Here is a 20,043-nt window from a genome sequence, read left to right on the forward strand (position 1 = left end):
TTCGAGCCAAAAAGCCGGTCAAATTGATCGGCTTTTTTATGTAATACATGTGTAAACGTTTTACAATTCACTTACACCTGAGTAAGGTATAACCTTTATAGAGCGCTGCCAAAAAAACACCTGAGCAACGGATCACGATGACTGTATATAACAAACTAAAAACTGCGATTTTAACGATTATTGCCTCACAGACTACGCATGCAATTTTGATTGATCCGATTCAGATTCAATCAGCTCCCGGGGAATTGCTATATGCCGAAATGAATTTCAGCCAAGCCAACACTGAAGTTCCACTGCAAGTTGCATTGGCCTCAAGTGAGGATTTAACAGGTTTAGGCATTCAACACCGCCCACCTGAGCACTTGAACTTTTTTACCCGCCGTACAGGTCAAGGTAGTGGTGTCATCGTGATTACCTCATCACGCCCGATGACTGAAGCTGAACTGAACTTCGTTGTTAAAATCAAAGAAGGCCAAGCGACGCGTTTACAACATATCCAGAGCAGCCTGAAACGTAGTGCTCATACAGCCAACGTGCCTTTTTCTAGCACTGAACGCTTACTGCAACCACAATTGATTGTCAGTGAAAAAGATATTGCACTGAACCTGCCGGTCACAACCAGCTATACCGCTCCAAAAGTCAGTAGCCTTCAGGATAACAATATCGCAAAGAGCACTGATGTACTTACTGTCAGCATTGTTCCACCTGCGCCACAAGCAAGCAAAAAAACAGAAACCGTTCAGAACAATACAGCTACGATCAAGACGACTACAGCCAATTCCCCGGCCAAGCCAGAGAATGTCAAAGAGCAGCCATTAAACTCTGCTGTAGAAAAAACACCCCAACAGGCCAAAGTAAAATCTGCAAAGCAAGAAATAGAAAAAAACAAAACTGCTGAAGCCAATACCAAGCATGTGGTCAGCAATAATGAGTCCTTATGGAGCATTGCAGCTCGTATCGCAGCACAAACTAATCGCCCTATTGCTGAAGTGATGAAAGAAATACAGGCCAACAACCGCCATGCCTTTATTCAGGGAGATGCAAACCGTTTACGCCGCGGTGCAGCCCTAAATCTGGGTGTAGCCATTTCACCCAAAGCCCGTACTGCAGCACCGGTAAAGGTTCAGAAATCAGGCAAGCCTTCTGCATCGGGAAGCACCAAATATCGCTTGAATCAAGCCGAAATGAGCTTGGTGGCTGACAGTGCACAAGATTCAGCAGAAGGAAGTGCTAAAAAGCGCACACAACAAAACCAAACCAGTGCAGAGTTGTCATTAAAAGTTATGACAGCTCGTGAAAAAACCGTTAAATTACAAAAAAACGTGACACAGTTAGAATTGGCTCTACGTCAAAAGGATCAGAGAATTCAACTATTAAATGCACGGCTGGCAAAACTGCAACAACAATTGCAACAGCAACAAAAAGCGCAGAAGTCAATTCACTAAACTGTTTTTATAGAATTTTGGGATGAACTAGACCGAGCTCACGGCTAGACGTTCAAGGGGTTTAAAATATGATGCTCTATGTGATTCCGTTTATATTGTTGTTGGTTGTGGCCATCGTCCTTAAGAAACGTGAAGCCAGCAAGAAAGAAGACAATACCAGCAGCAAAACGGTCAACAAAAAAGCTGGCAAAAAAACGACCGCTAAAAATACCGCAAAGAGCACACCTGCAGCACTCGATTTTCCAACCACACAGCAAGCTGCTGCGAACCAAACAACACCGCTGGCACCAGAAATCCGCCAGCAAATCCGTCAACGCATCCAGTCACGCAATTTCTTTGCAGCAGAAGCTGAAATTAACCAGGCTTTAAACCGTGACGCCTCGCAGCATGAATTATATTTGTTGCTCCTTGAAATTCATTTAGAACAAAAAGATGATTTCGCCATCCGCCAGTTAATGAATCAACTGCGTGATTTAGGCCTAGATGACATCTTGCAGCAGGCAGAAGCACAACAGCAAGCCCACCAAGACAAAGTACGATCAATTACTGCAGCACAAAGCATTGAAACACCAGTGACCGCAGAAGCTGCTGAATTGAGTTCAACAGTAAAACCAAGCGTACAACCGACTGAAAATCGTGTCACTGCAGCCAGCTTTGATGCTTTAGTTGAACCGCAAAACAGCAAACCTTCATTTGATGAACTTCAATCTGAATTCTCTTCGGTCAAAAATGAGCCTGAACCTGCTCCGGCAGCTGTTACACCTCTTGAATTCAATTTTTCAAAAACCGCTGTTAAGACTGAAACAGCAATTGTTGTTGATACCCCGGCAACCATCATCGAAGAAACAAAGGCTCCAAAAGCTGTAGAGCCTGTTCAAGATCTTTCTCAGGCGCTTGAATTCAAACTGGATACACCTGTCATCGAGTCTGCCCCAACAGCGAAAGTTGCAGAAGCAGAGCCAGAAAATACTGTAGCAGAACCAGCACCTCTGGAGTTTTCGTTCTCACTAGAGAGTGCCAATAAAGTTGAAGCGAGTGGGCCGGTCATTGTTGCTGAAGCTCCTGTAGTAGAGCCAAAAGCTGACAGTGCTCCAGCAGAAACTGAGTTTAAACTAGACTTTGCTAGCTTTGACCTGACGACACCAAGTAGCAGCCCTGAAGCTACAGCAGTTGAAACACCAGTATCTGAAGCTGTGCTCATCCCTGAAGTTCCAACACTGACAGCAACACCAGCCAGTGGTCTGGAATTCAATCTGGACGCCCCTGCCATCAGCCTGGATACAGCAGCTGAAAGCAATGTTCCTGCACAGCCAGCTCTAGTTGAGCAGACGACCACTTTAGTGGACCAACATGATCCATTGACTCAATCTTTCCCTGAGTTGCTGGAAGTCAATGAGATCAACCTGAATTTACAATTGGCACAACAGTATATTCAGCTCGGTGCTTATGCCCAAGCGCGCCGCCTACTCAGCGAAAATGAAGCACAGTTCAATCCAGAACAACGTGAGCAATCTGAGCTTTTACTCAAACAAATAGCTTCTTAAGCACGCTTCGTTCTACTATAAGCAGTCCATCCCGACTGCTTTTTTTATGCATGAAAAAAATCGCCTTATTGTATATGGGGGGCACTTTTGGCTGTGTAGGTGAGCCTTTAATGCCGATGCCAGCTGAGCTGTTCCTGCCTCAGCTAAAAAAAATACTACCGCCCCATTTGCAGGTCGACTGCATAGCTGCGCCCTGTATCCTCGATAGTAGCCGTTACACGGCAGCAGACTGGCTACAACTGGTACAATACATCCAGCAATTGCAATTACACGGCTACCAGCATTTTGTCATTGTGCACGGCACAGATACGTTAAGCTATGCTGCTGCTGTGCTGGCACGCTGTCTAGGCACCTCCTGCCACGTCGTTCTGACCGGCAGTCAGTATCCGCTGCTCAACACGCAAGGCGACAATACTCGTGAATTCAGTGATGCACATGACAATTTGAATCTTGCACTCGAGCACGTATTAACACTTCCTGTAGGTGTGTATCTCGCCTTCCATCATCAGGTCTGGCATGCCCAAACTGCAATAAAAATGCATAGCACTGAGCTAGATGCCTTTCGTGGCCTAGCAGCGGAACAGTCTCTCCCCGAAGAACCTTGTAGTGGTTTTATCATCAATGAGCATTATCTAGTTCGTGCCCGAGATTTCAACCTGTTAAGCTGGCATGTACAGCCTATCCAGCCTGAACTGCTGCTACAGAATCTACAGCTGCTTTTACCGCACCCACCTGCTTTTCTGGTGTTGCAAGCTTATGGTACAGGTAATTTGCAGGTCACGCCTGAAATCGAGCACTGTCTGGAACAGCTCTATGCTCAGGGCTGTCTGAGTATTTTGACCACTCAGGTTCCATTTGGCGGCATTGATCAACGTTATGCCGTCAGCCAATGGGTACAATCCAGCAAAATTATGCTGAATAACACCCTAAGCCATGCCGATCTGTATGCCAAAGCACTGCAAATGTATTTACAATACCCAACTGCAGAACAATGGGCTGCACACTGGTAGCATCCGTAATCGACATCGAGGTAAACATGCAGCGTTATGCAATCGGGATTGAGTTTTGTGGGATCCGTTATCGTGGATGGCAAACGCAGCAGCCCGGTGTTCCCAGCGTACAGGAAACCTTAGAGCGTGTGCTAAGCAAGATCGCCGATGAGCCCATCATTGTACATGGTGCTGGCCGTACCGATGCCGGTGTGCATGGCACGAATATGGTGGCTCATTTTGATACGAATGCCATCCGTCCAGAACGTGGTTGGATGATGGGCGCCAACACCCTGCTCCCCAAAGATATTGCACTGAAATGGATTCAGCCGATGGGCGAAGATTTCCATGCCCGCTTTAAAGCCTGTGCGCGCCGTTACCGTTATGTGGTCTACAATGCCCCCCATCGTCCGGCTTTACTATATAAACAGGTCACGCATATATTCCAGCCCCTCGATGCCGTAAAAATGATCGAGGCTGCCAAGAAATTTGAAGGCACACATAACTTTGAAAGTTTCCGTGCCGCAGCCTGCCAATCAAATCAGCCCGTCCGTCATGTATCACATTGCCGCATGACCCAGCATGGACAGTATCTGGTTTTGGACATTCAAGCCGACGGTTTTTTACACCATATGGTGCGCAACATTATGGGTTGTCTGCTGGAAATCGGCCAAGGGATGTATGATATCGATCATATTGACGAGATTTTTGCAGCACAAGACCGCAAGGCCGCTGGAATTACAGCGCCACCGCATGGCCTATATTTTATTCAGGCCTACTATCCAGAACCATGGCAATCCCAATTACCCGTACAGCCTTTAGGACCGCACTGGCTGAATATGCCGGAATAAGCACTGTAATCTCGACTGGGTCTAGATCTGCTGTTTACGCTTACGGTATTCGACCGGGGTTTCTTGGGTCCAGCGTTTAAAAGCCCGATAAAATGTGCTTGGCTCGGAGAATCCTGTCAGATAGACAATCCGCTCCACACTCTCATGGGTATTGGCTAAAAGTTTTTTGGCCAACCTGCAGCGATAATCCGATAAAATCTGCTGAAAACTGGTATGAGCTTCACTCAGTTGGGTGCGCAAACGGCGTGGAGTAATCTGTAACTGTGCAGCAACTGTTTCCAAGGTAGTCTCTCCACTTTCCAGTGTGGCACCAATTGCACGGCGGACTTCACCGACCAGATCATAACGTGCCAGTTCCTGCAGTTTTTCTAATGCCAGTTGTTCATGCAATTGCGACAGTTCAGGTTCGGCCTGCCAGAGCGGATGATGCAAAATCGCCGGATCAAAGTACAGCCGGGTTTCTTTTTGACCTAAACTGACCGGACATTGGTAGACTCGCTGATATTCCTCGGCTGCTGCCCCTTGCGCAAAATCAAAGTCAATATAAATGGGCTGGAACTGACCTTCAGTAATAAATTTAAAAAACCGCAAAATCCCGCACATGGCACTTTCAGTAAAATGTCGGTTAACCAGTGGATCTTTGATGTCCTGGATGCCATTAGTCAAATAACAACGTCCATCCTGCATCACCAAACGGGCCTGAAAAGCATCACTGATCAAACGCTGGTAAGCCAGTGCCCGCTGCAAGCCTTCACCGAAATTGGCACTACTGACAAATAGATGTTCAATCACCTGCCCACGATACAAGGGCAAATATTCCCCCAAATGCAGACCGATATCCGGATCTTGGCTCATCTCCTGTGCTGCGCTCCAGAATGCATGCTGGGCGCTCAGCGGTGTGCGCTGGTTGGCTTCAACCTGATTTAAGGCAACACCGGCTTTGCTCAATATTTCCTCGGTTGGCAAGCCGGCGCGACGCATGGCCTGATAACCAAATCTTAAGACGATTGACGCATCCGTTCGTTGAGCCACAGCTACTCCTTGCTGATGAATAAAAAAGTTAAATATTGAAAAAATAGAATTTAGATTAGCTTTGATTGGCCGAACTGACAACATCAGCCCAAAGAATTTTGCCGAGAAACTTTAACCTCAACATTCGCTTATTTGCCTGTCATGTGTACAGTGGAACCTCCCTGCCACCTTGTTTTTTTCGAGGAAATTGTATATAATTTGCGCCTTTCCAATTTGATTATCAGGTAGGCTATGGCCAATAAAGAGGAACTCATTGAGTTCGAAGGCGTTGTCACCGAAACGCTTCCTAATACGATGTTCCGTGTACGTTTAGAAAACGGTCACGAAGTGATTGCTCACATTTCAGGTAAAATGCGTAAGCACTATATTCGTATTTTAACTGGTGACAGTGTAAAGGTTGAAATGACACCTTACGATTTGACCAAAGGTCGTATCACTTATCGTGCACGCTAAGTTTTAGCGCAAGCAAGAAAGCCACGTCACGTGGCTTTTTTTATGTCTGTGATTTGGCGCTTTTGGCTTTTTCAAGCGACCCCATATGACACAGATCTCGAAAATTGAACATAAAAAACGCAGCATAAGCTGCGTTTTTTTACTGGGTTTAACTTAACCCAAAGCAGCTACAACAGCTGCACCCATTTCTTGAGTACCGACTTTGTTCATACCTTCAGACATGATGTCCGCTGTACGCAAGCCTTGATCCAAGACATTACCAACGGCATCTTCAATTGCTTTTGCTGCAGTCTCTTCACGGAAGGTGTAACGTAACATCATCGCAATTGAAAGAATAGTCGCCAATGGATTCGCCAAGTTTTGACCTGCGATGTCTGGTGCAGAACCATGGCAAGGTTCATACATGCCTTTACCATTTTCATCCAATGACGCTGATGGCAACATACCGATTGAACCAGTCAACATCGCTGCTTCATCAGACAGGATGTCACCAAACAGGTTAGACGTCACAATCACGTCAAACTGTTTTGGTGCACGAACCAATTGCATCGCCGCATTGTCAACATACATATGGGATAACTGGATATTTGGATACTGTTCCTGCTGCATCGCAGTCACTGTCTGTTTCCAAAGTTCGGTCACTTCCAATACGTTGGCTTTGTCTACTGAACACACTTTGCCACCACGTAGGCCAGCCAGTTCAAAGGCCACTTTCGCGATGCGCTTGATTTCAGACTCAGAATAAACATCAGTGTTGAAACCTTGCTTCTCGCCATTTTCCAATTCACGGATTCCGCGTGGCTGGCCAAAGTAAATCCCGCCAGTCAATTCACGTACGATCAAGATATCCAGACCTGCGACGATTTCTGGTTTCAAGCTAGATGCATCTGCCAATTGCGGATAAAGAATCGCTGGACGCAAGTTGGCGAACAGGTTCAATTCACTACGTAATTTTAACAAGCCACGTTCTGGACGAATGGAACGCTCAATCGTATCCCATTTTGGCCCACCCACAGCACCTAACAGAATCGCATCCGCCTTTTTCGCCTGTTCAGAAGTTACAGATGGGTACGGTTCACCATGCGCATCAATTGCCGAACCACCCAAAAGACCTTGTTCCCAGCTGAGACCCAAGTTGAATTTTTCGTTGACACGGGTCAACACCTGTTCTGCGGCAGCGACAATTTCTGGACCGATGCCATCACCAGCCAAAATCAGAATATGTTTAGACATGAGGGTTTCCATTTTGCAAAATTGATCCGTTCAGGATCAATCAGAGATTAAATTTTTTGTTCGACAAACTCACCGAGTCCGGTCAGTGCATCATAAGGTCGGCAAAAGCGGCGAATGGTACGCTGGCCTTGCTGTAAGTCCACACACAGGGGATCAGGAACTGACACATTCAACAGGCTTCCGGCATGTTTGGAACGATCACGGTACATCTTGAATGTGTACTTTTGATTGGCCACAAACTTGTGAATCACATGAATGGTTTCTGCACGATCCGGTGAAATCGGATAGAAGCGCACCACGACTTCCTGCTGCTTAGCCGGAACGGTTAAATACAGGGCATTCGGCTGGCTCGAGGAGCTGGCTTGCAAATGCACATAACCACGCTTAATCGCCTCATGATTGATACGGCGTGATACCGGGTCGACAATTTTTAAATTGTCCACGCGCTCAAACTGACAGTCTTCGGTACCTGAACAATAAATTGTGACATTCGCTTGCTCAGTAGTCGAATTTTTCGCCTGTTTGAGACGCATGGTGTCTACCATGTGCTGGGTACTTTGGCAGGCGCTCAGCGCTACGCCGCATACCAGCAAAGCAATGCTGTGACCTAAAATCTTGATCATGGTCTGGGCCCAACCTCACTAAATAGAGCAAACGATAAATATTTATATCCCTACGCATGTTAGCAAGAGTTGGACTGCATCGCCATGCTTAAATGTTGTGCTTTTAAGCTTGGATTTCCTGGAAAACCCAAGGGCGCACCTGTTTGGTTTTTTCTTCATAGGCACGGATCAAATCCGCATCCTGCAAGGTTAAACCAATATCATCCAAGCCATTCAATAAACAGTGTTTACGGAATGGATCAATTTCAAATTTGAAGGCTTCGACCGCTGGAGTACGGACTTCCTGTGCTTCAAGGTCGATGGTCAATTGATAGCCTTCGCTTGCTGCACACTCTTTGAATAACTGATCAACAATCTCTTCAGACAAGATCACCGGCAACATACCGTTTTTGAAGCAGTTATTAAAGAAAATGTCAGCAAAACTTGGCGCAATCACAGTACGGAAACCGTATTCATTCAATGCCCACGGCGCATGCTCACGGCTAGAACCACAACCAAAGTTTTGACGGGCAAGCAATACGCTCGCACCTTGATAACGTGGCTGGTTCAACACAAAATCCGGATTTTTAGGACGTTTGCTGATGTCCTGTCCCAAATAGCCTTCATCTAGATAACGCAATTCATCAAACAGGTTGTCACCGAAACCGGTACGTTTGATAGACTTCAAAAACTGCTTTGGAATGATCAAGTCAGTATCGACATTCGCACGGTCTAATGGCGCCACGATGCCTTGTTCAACGGTATAAGCTTTCATATTGCTCTTCCCCAATTAGAATGAACGAACGTCAACAAAATGACCTGCCAATGCCGCAGCAGCAGCCATGGCTGGACTGACCAGATGGGTACGGCCACCATTGCCCTGACGACCTTCAAAGTTACGGTTCGAGGTCGAAGCACAATGCTCACCCGGTTGTAACTTGTCGGCATTCATCGCCAAGCACATCGAGCAGCCTGGCTCACGCCATTCAAACCCAGCTTCAAGGAAGATTTTATCCAAACCTTCAGCTTCTGCCTGTTGTTTCACCAAACCAGAACCTGGAACCACCATCGCCTGTTTGATGGTTGGTGCCACTTTACGGCCCTGAATCACTTCAGCGGCAGCACGGATGTCTTCAATACGCGAGTTGGTGCAAGAACCAATGAATACGCGGTCGATCTGGATGTCCGCCAAAGACTGACCTGCCGTTAAGCCCATGTACTGATAAGCACGCGTCCAGTCGTTACGCTGTACGTCGTCTTTTGCCTGTTCCAAAGTCGGTACCGCTTGTGACACTGGAATTACCATTTCAGGAGAAGTCCCCCAAGATACTTGCGGCTCGATCTCTTCACCTTGCAATACCACCACGCTATCAAATACCGCATCTTCATCAGAATGCAAGGTATTCCAATAGGCTACTGCTTGATCCCACTGTTCGCCTTTTGGTGCATATGGACGGTCTTTCACATACTCGATGGTCTTGTCATCCACAGCCACCATACCGACACGTGCACCGGCTTCAATCGCCATGTTACACACAGTCATACGACCTTCGATCGACATGTCACGGAACACCTGGCCACCAAATTCAATCGCATGACCAGTACCGCCTGCCGTGCCAATTTTGCCAATGATCGCCAATACCACATCTTTTGGAGTAACGCCTTTGCCAAGCTTGCCATCAACACGCACCAGCATGTTTTTCATTTTCTTCTGAACCAGACACTGGGTCGCCAAGACATGCTCAACTTCAGAGGTCCCGATACCATGGGCCAAACAGCCGAACGCACCATGGGTTGCCGTATGCGAGTCACCACACACCACGGTCATGCCCGGCAGGGTCAAACCTTGCTCTGGACCCACCACGTGAGCGATCCCTTGGCGGATGTCATTGATGTCAAATTCAACAATATTGAAGGTCTTACAGTTATCATCCAGCGTTTGTACCTGGATACGTGAAGTATCATCTTCAATCCCGGCAACGCCCTGTTCACGCTCTTTCTTTGACGTTGGAACGTTATGGTCTGGCGTGGCCACGTTAGCACTCAGACGCCATGGCTTTCGGCCTGCCAATTGCAAGCCTTCAAACGCCTGTGGTGAGGTCACTTCATGTAATAAATGACGGTCGATGTAAATTAAGCTTGAACCATCATCACGCTGCTTGACTAAATGGTCATCCCACAACTTGTCATATAATGTTTTGCCTGCCATGTCGGACGTGCTCCATTGGACTGGGTATTTTGTGAATTTAATGGATTATAACGCGGGTTTTACATAAAACTAATTTATCATTTTTATTAATTCATAAACTTTTTGGAATGATTTTATCTGCTCTCATCTTTTCCTTCTCATCTAAAAAATGAATCGACAGCATAAAATTTCCCCATTTCACAAATAAGAATAATTCTCATAATCTAAAATCAACAACAAACGGATGCGAAATGGAGGATAGGCTGATGGCTAAAATTCAACGCTTTGTGAATCATAACCAAAGAACCTTAAAGAAAACCTTCAGCTATTACATCATGCACATCACAGTAGCCATGTTGGTGGGTTATATCGTGACAGGCAGTATCTGGGTGGCGATGACTTTGAGTTTGCTAGAACCGACTGTGCAGGCAGTGGCGTTCTTTATTCATGAACGTATTTGGGAAAAAAAAGCCCCCATAAGCAATGAAAAAATCACGGTTTAATGACCTTAAATCGATGTTCCTTTAAACATCCTCTTTCTTGTTGAGTTGCTGATTGAGTTTAAAGTCGTTAAATCAATAATTCCTTCATGTCGGGTTTTTCGATAACACTTATGAAACAGATTTACTTTCGGTAAATTGAACAATTGACATAAGGTAGTTAAATAGCGGTTCGCTTCTCTTTTACATACTGTATATATCTGTGCAGGCCTGTTTTAAAGCCACTAAAAGCCATCACACTAAATGCGACCACGAGACCCAAGTTGAAATCGTAGAATCCGATCCAACCACCTAAAATCAGTCCGATGAAGATTGCTCGTTTAGAAATTTCACCCATCGCTTGAAGGGATGCACAATCTGGGTTTAGTCTTGGATTGAGGTACAGACATTGATCTTTTTGCAGCGCAAAGCCTATATACACACCTGCTTGAGCGACAGGCAATATGACCATTCGAACTTGGTCGCCAATTTGTATGTCCAGATTGCTAGAGGTCAGTCTGACTTGCTGTAATCCAATTTTGATTAAATATTGCTTGACCGCAATAGATTTCTGGCTAGATCTGCTCTTGTACCAGATCACAATACCCTCATCAATAATCCGAATTTCTCCTACCACTCCTTCAATTAACCTGAGTGATTGCTGCATATTGAATAAAATCCTTCTAAGTTTATTTTTTTATTTAAAATTCTAATCCTGTTTTCATCTAGTAAATTAGCTCTGATTTTTTAAATAAGCATGACATTACACTGAATAGAATTATTTCCTTTACCATTGATTCAATTAATTTTCTAACTGCACTAATTTATAGAAAAATTTTACGATTTTCTTTAATTCATTCTAAAAATTTTCAATAATCACAAAATCAATAAAAAAATTTTATCCATGGATCATGCATGAACCTTGCTGCCTTTGAAGCCTTTGTGAAAGTGATGGAAACCGGCTCCATTTCCATAGCGGCCGAACAGCTGTTTATTACCCAACCCGCTGTCACCAAACGCATTCATAGCCTGGAAGAATATTTTGGAGTCAAACTGTTTGAATCGGCCGGGCGTGGTATCCAGCCGACCCATGCTGCCGGTTCACTGCTGCCCAAAGTGAAAAACTGGCTGAATGAACTCGGCGATATCCAGCATACCCTGAGTCATGAACAGAAACAGGTACAAGGCCGCTTGACCATTGGCACCAGTCACCATATTGGCTTGCATCATTTGCCGCAGCATTTAAAGCAGTATGTGCAGCAGTTTCCGGACGTGACGCTAGATGTGCATTTTGTCGATTCAGAACAGGCGCATGAACAGGTGTTGAATGGTGATCTGGAACTGGCGTTTTTAACCCTGCCTCCGATTGGTGATGAACGCCTGAAATATATCCCGATGTGGGAAGATCCCTTGGTCTTTGTCGCGGCCCCATTTCATCCTTTAGCGCAGCAAGCTGAGTTGACCCTGCAGGATCTGAGCCAGTATCCCAGTCTGTTACCTTCTGCGCAGACTTATACCAGCCAAATCACCCTGGCCGAATTTGAGAAACAAGGACTCAAACCCAAAATCAGTATGAGTAACAATCCCCTGGAATCTATCCGCATGCTGGTCTCCATTGGGCTGGGCTGGTCAGTTTTACCGAAAACCCTGCTCAACCATGACTTAAAACGTCTGAATATTGCACTAGAAATGAACCGCCAACTCGGCATGGTCTGGCATCCCGGAAGAACGCAATCTAAAGCGGCACAAGCCTTAGTTCAATCCATGCAAACATCAAAATAAGTCATGCAGCATCAAGTTGTTACCGAATCATAAAACATCCGGGGAAAATTTGGCGTAAGTTGGAAAGAAAACCGTGGCATTTTAAGCACGGAGCTACATCCACTTTTATACCGTCAAGGAGCAGAGTGATGTCACATAGCGCTTCCCCACTTTATGACAATAACAATCTAAATGCGCCCACATCCCCAACAGAAAATGCACTCATCCGGTCTGCACATGCATTTGCGCCCACCCCAAGCTTGAATCTCAGTGATCCCGAGCAGATGCGCCAGCGTTTACGTCAGGATTTCTTACATACCTTTGAATGTTATGAATCTTTATTTGAATGTCTAAACAGTGATGCAGCCTTCTACCACAAACCGATTTCCCTACGCCATCCGCTAATTTTTTATTATGGTCATACTGCAACCTTTTTGATCAATAAACTGCTGTTAAGCAAACTGATTACACAACGGGTGAATCCACATTTTGAATCAATTTTTGCTGTCGGCGTGGATGAAATGAGCTGGGATGATCTGGATGACAGCCATTATGACTGGCCGACACCTGCGGAGGTTAAAACCTACCGGGATCAGGTTAAGGTGATCGTATTGGGCATTATTGAGCATACCCCGTTGGTACTGCCCATTGACTGGCAGCATCCGTGGTGGGCAATTTTAATGGGTATTGAACATGAACGGATTCATCTGGAAACCTCTTCGGTGCTGATTCGCCAGCATGCATTGCACTACGTCAAACCCCATCCGCAGTGGCAGCCGAATCATTTGAGTCAAACAGCTCCCGCGAATGAACTGTTGAGTGTTCCTGCGGGTGAAGTACGCCTGCAGAAAACCCATAAGGACACGATCTACGGTTGGGACAATGAGTATGGACAGCATCACAGCACGGTGAATGCCTTTATGGCCAGCCGTTATCTGGTCAGCAATCAGGAATATCGCGCTTTTGTGGAGGATCAGGGCTATAGCACTGCCGAGTATTGGGAAACGGAAGGCTGGCAATGGCGTGAATATAGTCAAGCGATGTATCCGACGTTCTGGCGGCAACGACAAGATGGATGGTATCTACGTCTGATGACCGAAGAAGTCCCGATGCCCTGGGACTGGCCAGTCGAGGTGAATTACCATGAAGCCAAGGCGTTCTGCAATTGGAAAGCCCAGCAAACAGGACAGAAAGTACGCTTACCCACTGAAGATGAATGGTACAGGCTCTATACCGTTTCCGGCCTAAACGCGATTGACCTCAGCCAACAGGCGAATATTCAACTCAACTATGGTGCTTCGTCCTGTCCAGTCAATCACTTCCAGCACGGTGAATTCTTCGATGTGCAGGGCAATGTCTGGCAATGGACGGAAACCCCAATTTATCCGTTTTCCGGTTTTGTGGTGCATCCAATCTATGATGACTTTAGTACCCCGACTTTCGATGGACGGCATAATCTGATCAAGGGAGGTTCCTGGATTTCCTGTGGTAATGAAGCCCAAGCCTCCTCACGTTATGCTTTCCGTCGGCATTTTTTCCAGCATGCCGGTTTTCGTTATGTGGTGTCTAATCAGGAACTGCAACCGATGGTCTCACAATATGAAAGCGACAAACTGGTCTCGGAATATCTGGAATTTCAGTATGGCGCTGAATATTTTGGTGTAGCCAATTTTGCCCAGCGTGTGGTGCAGTTGGCACTCAACACGCTGTTGGATCAACCAAAACGTAAAGCACTGGATCTCGGCTGTGCCACTGGACGGGCCAGTTTCGAACTAGCACGCAGCTTTGATGAAGTCGTGGGAATTGATTTTTCTGCACGCTTTATCCAGAACGGCGTACGGCTGGCCCAAGGAGAAACCCTGCATTACACCATCCCGACCGAAGGTGAACTGGTCGAGTACAAGGCCTGTCATTTAGATGATTACGGCCTGCTCGACATTCGGGATAAAGTGCAGTTCTATCAGGGGGACGCCTGCAATCTAAAAGCCATCTTCCGGGGTTATGACTTGATTCTGGCTGCCAATCTCATTGACCGCCTGCATCACCCGGCACAGTTCTTGAGCAACATTCATGAACGTCTGAATATGGGTGGTGTACTGATGCTGACCTCACCATATACCTGGCTGGAGGAACACACCGCACGCAGTGAATGGATCGGTGGCTTTAAAAAAGATGGGGAAAGCCTGACCACCCTCGACGGGCTCAAGCTCTTACTGGCACCGTATTTCCGTCTAATGGCCGAACCTCAAGAGCTCCCTTTTGTGATTCGGGAAACCCAGCGTAAATTTCAGCACACCTTAGCACAAGTCACCTTTTGGCAACGTATTGCTTAACTCTAAGCAACAAGCCGGTTGTCGATTACAAACCGCTCTGTGCTGCAACAAAAAACGGTGCCTCAGCACCGTTTTTACTGACTGTACTGACCCTTAATGCTGATTAAATCGACCAGTCCTGAATTTCCCAACCCTGCTGCTGCGCCAGTTGTGCCAGCTGTTCATCAGGATTCACGGCAATCGCATGCGTGGCATGTTCTAGTAAAAAACGGTCATTAATTGAATCAGAATAGGCCCAGGATTCACAAACCTGACGACCTTCGAGCCACTGGTCTAAACGGTCCAGCTTACCTTTTTGATAACAGGCAAGCCCCGCAACCTTACCTGTATATTGACCATCAATGACTTCCGCATTGGTGGCAATAATTTCACTGATGCCAAACTCCCGGAAAATCGGTGCGGTAATAAAGTCTGAGGTGGCTGTAATACCCACAATTTCATGACCCAAATCTTTATGTTTCTGAATCGCTGCAAAACCCTTCGGACGCATTTTGGGACGAATCACTTTTTGCATGAACTGGTTGTGCAAATCGCTCAGATAATCATTGTCATGCTGGGTGAGAAACTGGAAAACAAATTCGTTATAGGCATACGGATTCAGTTGACCGGCTTTGTAGTCTTCATAAAACTGGTCATTGATTTGACGGTGTCGAACCGGATCGACCAAACCTTCGCTGACCAGAAACTCGCCCCAAGAATGGTCGGAATCGGTATTTAACAGGGTATGATCTAAATCAAACAAAGCCAATTTCATGAAAATTCTCGTACAAACTGAAAATAAAGAAAAAAAATGTAAATCTATCTCCGCTAGTCGATAGAAATTCGTTAAGATCATAGCAATTTTTTCACATTTTACTTTGATCTTTTTCGAGCTGGAGACAGATATTGGTTCTCCCCGATTTCAAAGTCAACGAAATAGATAAATTTTAGGTAGCCAGATGATCGACTCCGAAGGTTTCCGACCCAACGTCGGGATCATTTTGGCAAACGATGACGGACAGGTTTTATGGGCAAAACGCATTGGTCACAATGCTTGGCAATTTCCACAAGGAGGTATCCAGTATGGAGAAACCCCTGAACAGGCACTTTACCGTGAACTGAGAGAAGAAGTCGGCTTGTTGCCCGAACATGTCCAAATCATTGCGCAAACCAAAGGCTGGTTGCGCTATCGTTTGCCGCATCGATATATCCGGTCTGATTCAGATCCGGTATGTATTGGACAAAAACAGAAATGGTTTTTATTAAAGCTGACCGCCTCAGTAGGTCATATTCAGCTGGATCTGGCCGATCCGCCTGAATTCGACCAGTGGCAATGGGTCAGTTACTGGTATCCACTGGGCCAGGTGGTCAATTTTAAACGTGATGTTTACCGCCGCGCCATGATGGAACTCTGTATGCAGTTACCGCAGCAATCGTATTAAGAATCATCACTTTGGTGAATGCTTTTTAAAACAACTGCTGCTATAACTACAGTATAAAGAATAGGTAAAAATTGGAGCGCGCTTCGATGTCGAATATGCAACTAGACACCCTCAGACGCATTGTCCAAGAGATCAATGCTTCGGTGAGTTTGCATGAATCTCTCGACATTATGGTCAACCAGGTGGCGGAAGCCATGAAAGTTGATGTGTGCTCCATTTATCTGCTGGATGAACGCAACCAGCGCTATCTGCTGATGGCATCAAAAGGTCTGAATCCGGAATCTGTCGGCAATGTCTCGTTACAGGTCGGTGAAGGTCTGGTCGGCCTGGTGGGTCAGCGTGAAGAAATTGTCAACCTCGACAATGCGCCAAAACATGAACGCTTCTTATATTTACCGGAAACCGGTGAGGAAATTTATAATTCCTTCCTCGGTGTCCCGGTGATGTATCGCCGTAAGGTGATGGGCGTGCTAGTCGTGCAAAAGAAAGAGCCACAAGATTTCAGTGAAGCGGCTGAATCTTTTTTGGTGACGTTGTGCGCGCAGCTCTCTGGCGTAATTGCCCATGCTCATGCTGTGGGTAATATTGACGTATTCCGTAAACCGAGCAGCTCTCCCCTGTATAAGACCTTCCAGGGTGTTTCCGGTGCCGGTGGTATTGCCCTCGGTCGTGCCATGGTGCTCTATCCCCCTGCAGATTTGGCAGCGGTTCCTGACCGTGAAGCCGATGACATCAGCGAAGAGCTCGAATTGCTCGATCATGCAGTCGAATCCGTACGCGAAGAAATCGCTTCCCTCGATGACAAAATGCAAGACTCTTTGATGTCTGAAGAGCGTGCCCTGTTCAGCGTGTTCTTGCGCATGCTGGATGAAAATGCACTACCATGTGAAATCAAAGAACTGATTCGTGCAGGCAACTGGGCACAAGGTGCGGTGCGCCGCGTCATCGACAAACATATTGCTCTGTTTGCACAAATGGAAGATGACTATTTACGGGAACGGGTCTCGGATTTAAAAGATCTGGGACGCCGTATTCTGGCCTATTTGCAAGAAGCCGATGCCAGCCATCGCGAACTCAGTGTGGACAGCATCCTGATTGGTGATGAAATCAGTACTGCTGCGCTGGTCGAATTACCCGTAGATAAAATTGCCGCGATTGTCACCTCAGAAGGGGCAGCCAACTCGCATATGGTGATTGTGGCACGTGCCTTGGGGATTCCAACCGTAGTGGGTGTAACGGAACTTCCTGTGAACACCCTGGATGATGCGGAAATGATTGTCGATGCCTATCAGGGGCGTGTATTTGTCAATCCGCCACGGCGTTTACGTCAGCGTTATAAAGAGATCCAGAAAGAAGAAGAACAGATCGCCAAAGATCTGAAACAATACGAAAGCAAAGATGCGATCACGCCGGATGGTGTTGCGGTACAACTGTACGTTAATACTGGCTTGATGATTGATGTGGTGCGTGGTGTACAGCGCGGCGCCAAAGGAGTCGGCCTGTACCGCTCAGAAATTCCGTTCATGCTGCGCGATCGCTTCCCGGGTGAAGAAGAACAACGTGCCATCTACCGGCAGCAGCTCAGTCACTTTGCCAATAAACCGGTGGTGATGCGTACCTTGGACATTGGCGCGGATAAAGATTTGCCCTACTTCTCGATCGAGGAAGAAAACTCGGCCTTGGGCTGGCGTGGTCTACGCTTTACCCTAGATCATCCGGAGATTTTCTCCTCACAGATTCGTGCCATGCTAAAAGCCAGTATTGGCCTGAACAATCTGCATATTTTGTTGCCGATGGTGACCAGTGTCAGTGAAGTTGAAGAAGTACTGTATTTGCTGGATCGAGACTGGCATGCGGTGCAGGAAGAAGAACAGGTCAAGATTAACAAACCGAAACTCGGCATCATGGTTGAAGTTCCGAGCGTCTTGCTGCAGATTGATGAATTTGCCCAACTGGTAGATTTCTTCTCGGTCGGTTCCAATGACCTGACACAATATTTACTCGCGGTAGACCGTAACAATCCGCGTGTGGCCAACGTCTACTCGCATTTCCATCCGTCGGTATTACGTGCCTTGCAACGTCTGGTCGGCGAATGTCACAAGTATCAAAAACCTATCAGTATCTGTGGAGAAATGGCCGGTGATCCATTATCAGCGGTTTTATTGATGGCGATGGGCTTCAATACCCTGTCCATGAGTTCGAGCAACATTCTGCGGGTACGTAAAGCCATCTGCCATGTGCCGATGAGTGATGCCAAACAACTGCTAGACCATGCCTTAACAATGAATAATCCACTGATTGTGAAGAGCTGGATTGAGTATTACTTTAAAACCCATGGCTTGGGTGACATGGTGAAGACCTCACGTCTGGTCAATGCCTAAACCTTAGCAAGATGAAATGACAGAGCATAAAAAAGGGCGATCTTCCATGGAATCTCGCCCTTTTTTATGTTTTTCATAACCGCGTTTCAGGTTCTTTTTGCGATCCACAAAGACCTGACTGCGCTGGACTTCATGCATGTGTTTCGCGACAAAATTCGGAAGTGGTTGCGGCCCAACGGACTGACGTTTTGCCATCTTTCGGTTTCTCCTCAATCAGCAAGCGTATTGATAAAGCAGGATTGCTGAATTCAATATGCGCTCGGCTGCTGAATTTTAAAGCATCTGAAGGCAATTTTTACAATAATTCGCTCGTGGATGAGCTGCTCCTATCTACATTCCCTACAAAGATCAAATCAGCAGCGGTTAAAATATTGTCGTTTCCAGTCTTTCCAGAAATACATCACGATGCCGAGCATCACGATACTGATGCCGATAAAGGCGCCTGAGGTAATTTTTTCCTGATTTAACATCGCACCCAGTACCAGTGCGATCAGAGGTGTCATCACGTTACTCAGGGATACCGTGGAGGCGTTCAGACGTTTGATCAGCCAGAAATAGCACAGCATCGCCACAATGGACGACATGACCATGGTAAACAGAAAACCGATGATGGTTTTCATGCCCGGCATCTCCGTTGGCATGTGCTGATAGACAAACGGGATCAGCAGGCAGGAACCCAGTGCCGAAACCATCAATGAACCGGTCGATTGCGTCATCGGGCTTAACGGGGCATTGATCTGTTTCACCCAGAAAATCGAGCTGATATACGACACCATACTGATTAGCATCAGCACAATCCCCAGCGGATTGACCCGACTATCCGCTGAATCGGCGAAGACAAAACTCAACCCGGACACCGCCACCAGCATGCCCAACCATTGCAGCGCCACCAGCTTTTGGGTTTTCAAGATCAAATGCCCCATCAGTCCGGCCACTAGCGGTGAAAAGCCGAACATCAATGCCATCAAGCCCGAAGTCAAATAACTGGCGGCCAGATAAATAAATAACTGGGCACCAATCAGGTTCAGGCTGCCCGCCAGATAACTTTTCAGGGAAATCCGGTCAAAAGGCAAAGGCTCACGCAGCAGCTTCAGGATTAGCAAAGCCAATAAAGAGGCACCGAAATAACGGATGATCAGCACCCACATGGCATGCACTTCCGCCACACTCCAGACAATCGCCAAGGGAGTGGTCGCCCAGATCAGCACCAGCAAGGCATAAATGGAAGAGGTAAACACCATGGAAGGAGAGGTTGATTGCATAAAAATACTATGGAAAACGAGACTGAATAAAAAACAGACCTATAACGCGAGGCTATAGGTCTGTTCAGG

Annotated in this window: 19 protein-coding genes; 10 read left to right on the top strand and 9 right to left on the bottom strand. The window is 46.5% G+C overall.

Annotated elements, in window-relative coordinates; all coding sequences use genetic code 11:
• The first annotated feature begins 137 nt into the window (after positions 1 to 137).
• The 4 genes from PGW99_RS09890 to truA all read left to right on the top strand — a co-directional run bounded on the left by PGW99_RS09890 (position 138) and on the right by truA (position 4,829).
• Positions 138 to 1,445 carry a type IV pilus assembly protein FimV gene (locus PGW99_RS09890; RefSeq protein ID WP_273777518.1) on the top strand — a complete coding sequence of 436 codons (1,308 nt, stop codon included), beginning with the start codon at positions 138 to 140 and terminating at the stop codon, positions 1,443 to 1,445.
• A gap of 68 nt (positions 1,446 to 1,513) precedes the next feature.
• Positions 1,514 to 2,989 carry a fimbrial protein FimV gene (locus tag PGW99_RS09895; protein ID WP_273777519.1) on the top strand — a complete coding sequence of 492 codons (1,476 nt, stop codon included), beginning with the start codon at positions 1,514 to 1,516 and terminating at the stop codon, positions 2,987 to 2,989.
• A gap of 50 nt (positions 2,990 to 3,039) precedes the next feature.
• Positions 3,040 to 3,999 carry an asparaginase gene (locus tag PGW99_RS09900; RefSeq protein ID WP_273777520.1) on the top strand — a complete coding sequence of 320 codons (960 nt, stop codon included), beginning with the start codon at positions 3,040 to 3,042 and terminating at the stop codon, positions 3,997 to 3,999.
• 26 nt (positions 4,000 to 4,025) lie between these two features.
• A complete protein-coding gene (gene truA / locus PGW99_RS09905; RefSeq protein ID WP_273777521.1) occupies positions 4,026 to 4,829 on the top strand; it encodes a tRNA pseudouridine(38-40) synthase TruA in 804 nt (267 codons plus the stop codon).
• A gap of 21 nt (positions 4,830 to 4,850) precedes the next feature.
• Here the strand turns inward: truA and PGW99_RS09910 are convergent, their stop codons facing one another.
• Positions 4,851 to 5,861 (bottom strand): AraC family transcriptional regulator, encoded by a 1,011-nt coding sequence (locus tag PGW99_RS09910; RefSeq protein ID WP_273777522.1) that lies wholly within the window; start codon positions 5,859 to 5,861, stop codon positions 4,851 to 4,853.
• Positions 5,862 to 6,092: 231 nt separating this feature from the next.
• Here PGW99_RS09910 and infA point away from each other — a divergent pair, with 231 nt between their 5' ends.
• Positions 6,093 to 6,314, top strand: a complete 222-nt coding sequence (gene infA, locus PGW99_RS09915) for a translation initiation factor IF-1 (RefSeq protein ID WP_001284370.1) — start codon at positions 6,093 to 6,095, stop codon at positions 6,312 to 6,314.
• Between the two features lie 153 nt (positions 6,315 to 6,467).
• On the opposite strand, the gene leuB is transcribed toward infA, so the two are convergent.
• From leuB to leuC, 4 genes are all read right to left on the bottom strand, one after another.
• On the bottom strand, positions 6,468 to 7,547 hold the full coding sequence (gene leuB / locus PGW99_RS09920; RefSeq protein WP_273777523.1) for a 3-isopropylmalate dehydrogenase: 1,080 nt from the start codon (positions 7,545 to 7,547) through the stop codon (positions 6,468 to 6,470).
• Between the two features lie 47 nt (positions 7,548 to 7,594).
• The gene (locus tag PGW99_RS09925; protein WP_273777524.1) at positions 7,595 to 8,170 is read right to left on the bottom strand and encodes a hypothetical protein; all 576 of its coding nucleotides are present in this window, start codon (positions 8,168 to 8,170) and stop codon (positions 7,595 to 7,597) included.
• Positions 8,171 to 8,273: 103 nt separating this feature from the next.
• A complete protein-coding gene (gene leuD, locus PGW99_RS09930) occupies positions 8,274 to 8,924 on the bottom strand; it encodes a 3-isopropylmalate dehydratase small subunit (protein WP_273777525.1) in 651 nt (216 codons plus the stop codon).
• Between the two features lie 15 nt (positions 8,925 to 8,939).
• Positions 8,940 to 10,358 carry a 3-isopropylmalate dehydratase large subunit gene (gene leuC, locus PGW99_RS09935; RefSeq protein ID WP_273777526.1) on the bottom strand — a complete coding sequence of 473 codons (1,419 nt, stop codon included), beginning with the start codon at positions 10,356 to 10,358 and terminating at the stop codon, positions 8,940 to 8,942.
• 245 nt (positions 10,359 to 10,603) lie between these two features.
• On the opposite strand from leuC, the gene PGW99_RS09940 reads away from it, so the two are divergent.
• Entirely contained in the window at positions 10,604 to 10,840 is a 237-nt protein-coding gene (locus PGW99_RS09940; protein WP_273777527.1) for a DUF2061 domain-containing protein, read from the top strand.
• Positions 10,841 to 10,997: 157 nt separating this feature from the next.
• On the opposite strand, the gene PGW99_RS09945 is transcribed toward PGW99_RS09940, so the two are convergent.
• Positions 10,998 to 11,483 (bottom strand): hypothetical protein, encoded by a 486-nt coding sequence (locus PGW99_RS09945; RefSeq protein ID WP_273777528.1) that lies wholly within the window; start codon positions 11,481 to 11,483, stop codon positions 10,998 to 11,000.
• 248 nt (positions 11,484 to 11,731) lie between these two features.
• On the opposite strand from PGW99_RS09945, the gene PGW99_RS09950 reads away from it, so the two are divergent.
• Positions 11,732 to 12,598, top strand: coding sequence for a LysR family transcriptional regulator (locus tag PGW99_RS09950; protein ID WP_273777529.1), 867 nt, complete (start codon positions 11,732 to 11,734; stop codon positions 12,596 to 12,598).
• 128 nt (positions 12,599 to 12,726) lie between these two features.
• A complete protein-coding gene (gene ovoA, locus PGW99_RS09955; protein ID WP_273777530.1) occupies positions 12,727 to 14,910 on the top strand; it encodes a 5-histidylcysteine sulfoxide synthase in 2,184 nt (727 codons plus the stop codon).
• Positions 14,911 to 15,013: 103 nt separating this feature from the next.
• Here the strand turns inward: ovoA and PGW99_RS09960 are convergent, their stop codons facing one another.
• Positions 15,014 to 15,664 carry an HAD family hydrolase gene (locus tag PGW99_RS09960; RefSeq protein WP_273777531.1) on the bottom strand — a complete coding sequence of 217 codons (651 nt, stop codon included), beginning with the start codon at positions 15,662 to 15,664 and terminating at the stop codon, positions 15,014 to 15,016.
• Positions 15,665 to 15,848: 184 nt separating this feature from the next.
• Here PGW99_RS09960 and PGW99_RS09965 point away from each other — a divergent pair, with 184 nt between their 5' ends.
• The gene (locus tag PGW99_RS09965; RefSeq protein WP_273777532.1) at positions 15,849 to 16,331 is read left to right on the top strand and encodes an RNA pyrophosphohydrolase; all 483 of its coding nucleotides are present in this window, start codon (positions 15,849 to 15,851) and stop codon (positions 16,329 to 16,331) included.
• 86 nt (positions 16,332 to 16,417) lie between these two features.
• Positions 16,418 to 18,712: a phosphoenolpyruvate--protein phosphotransferase gene (gene ptsP, locus PGW99_RS09970; RefSeq protein ID WP_273777533.1), complete on the top strand. Its 2,295-nt coding sequence runs from the start codon at positions 16,418 to 16,420 to the stop codon at positions 18,710 to 18,712.
• 3 nt (positions 18,713 to 18,715) lie between these two features.
• On the opposite strand, the gene PGW99_RS09975 is transcribed toward ptsP, so the two are convergent.
• Together PGW99_RS09975 and PGW99_RS09980 are read right to left on the bottom strand one after the other, a co-directional pair.
• Positions 18,716 to 18,907, bottom strand: a complete 192-nt coding sequence (locus PGW99_RS09975) for a DUF7230 family protein (protein ID WP_273777534.1) — start codon at positions 18,905 to 18,907, stop codon at positions 18,716 to 18,718.
• 158 nt (positions 18,908 to 19,065) lie between these two features.
• Positions 19,066 to 19,974, bottom strand: coding sequence for a DMT family transporter (locus tag PGW99_RS09980; RefSeq protein WP_273777535.1), 909 nt, complete (start codon positions 19,972 to 19,974; stop codon positions 19,066 to 19,068).
• Positions 19,975 to 20,043: the final 69 nt, after the last annotated feature.

This window comes from Acinetobacter sp. GSS19, from assembly GCF_028621895.1.
Lineage (GTDB): Bacteria > Pseudomonadota > Gammaproteobacteria > Pseudomonadales > Moraxellaceae > Acinetobacter.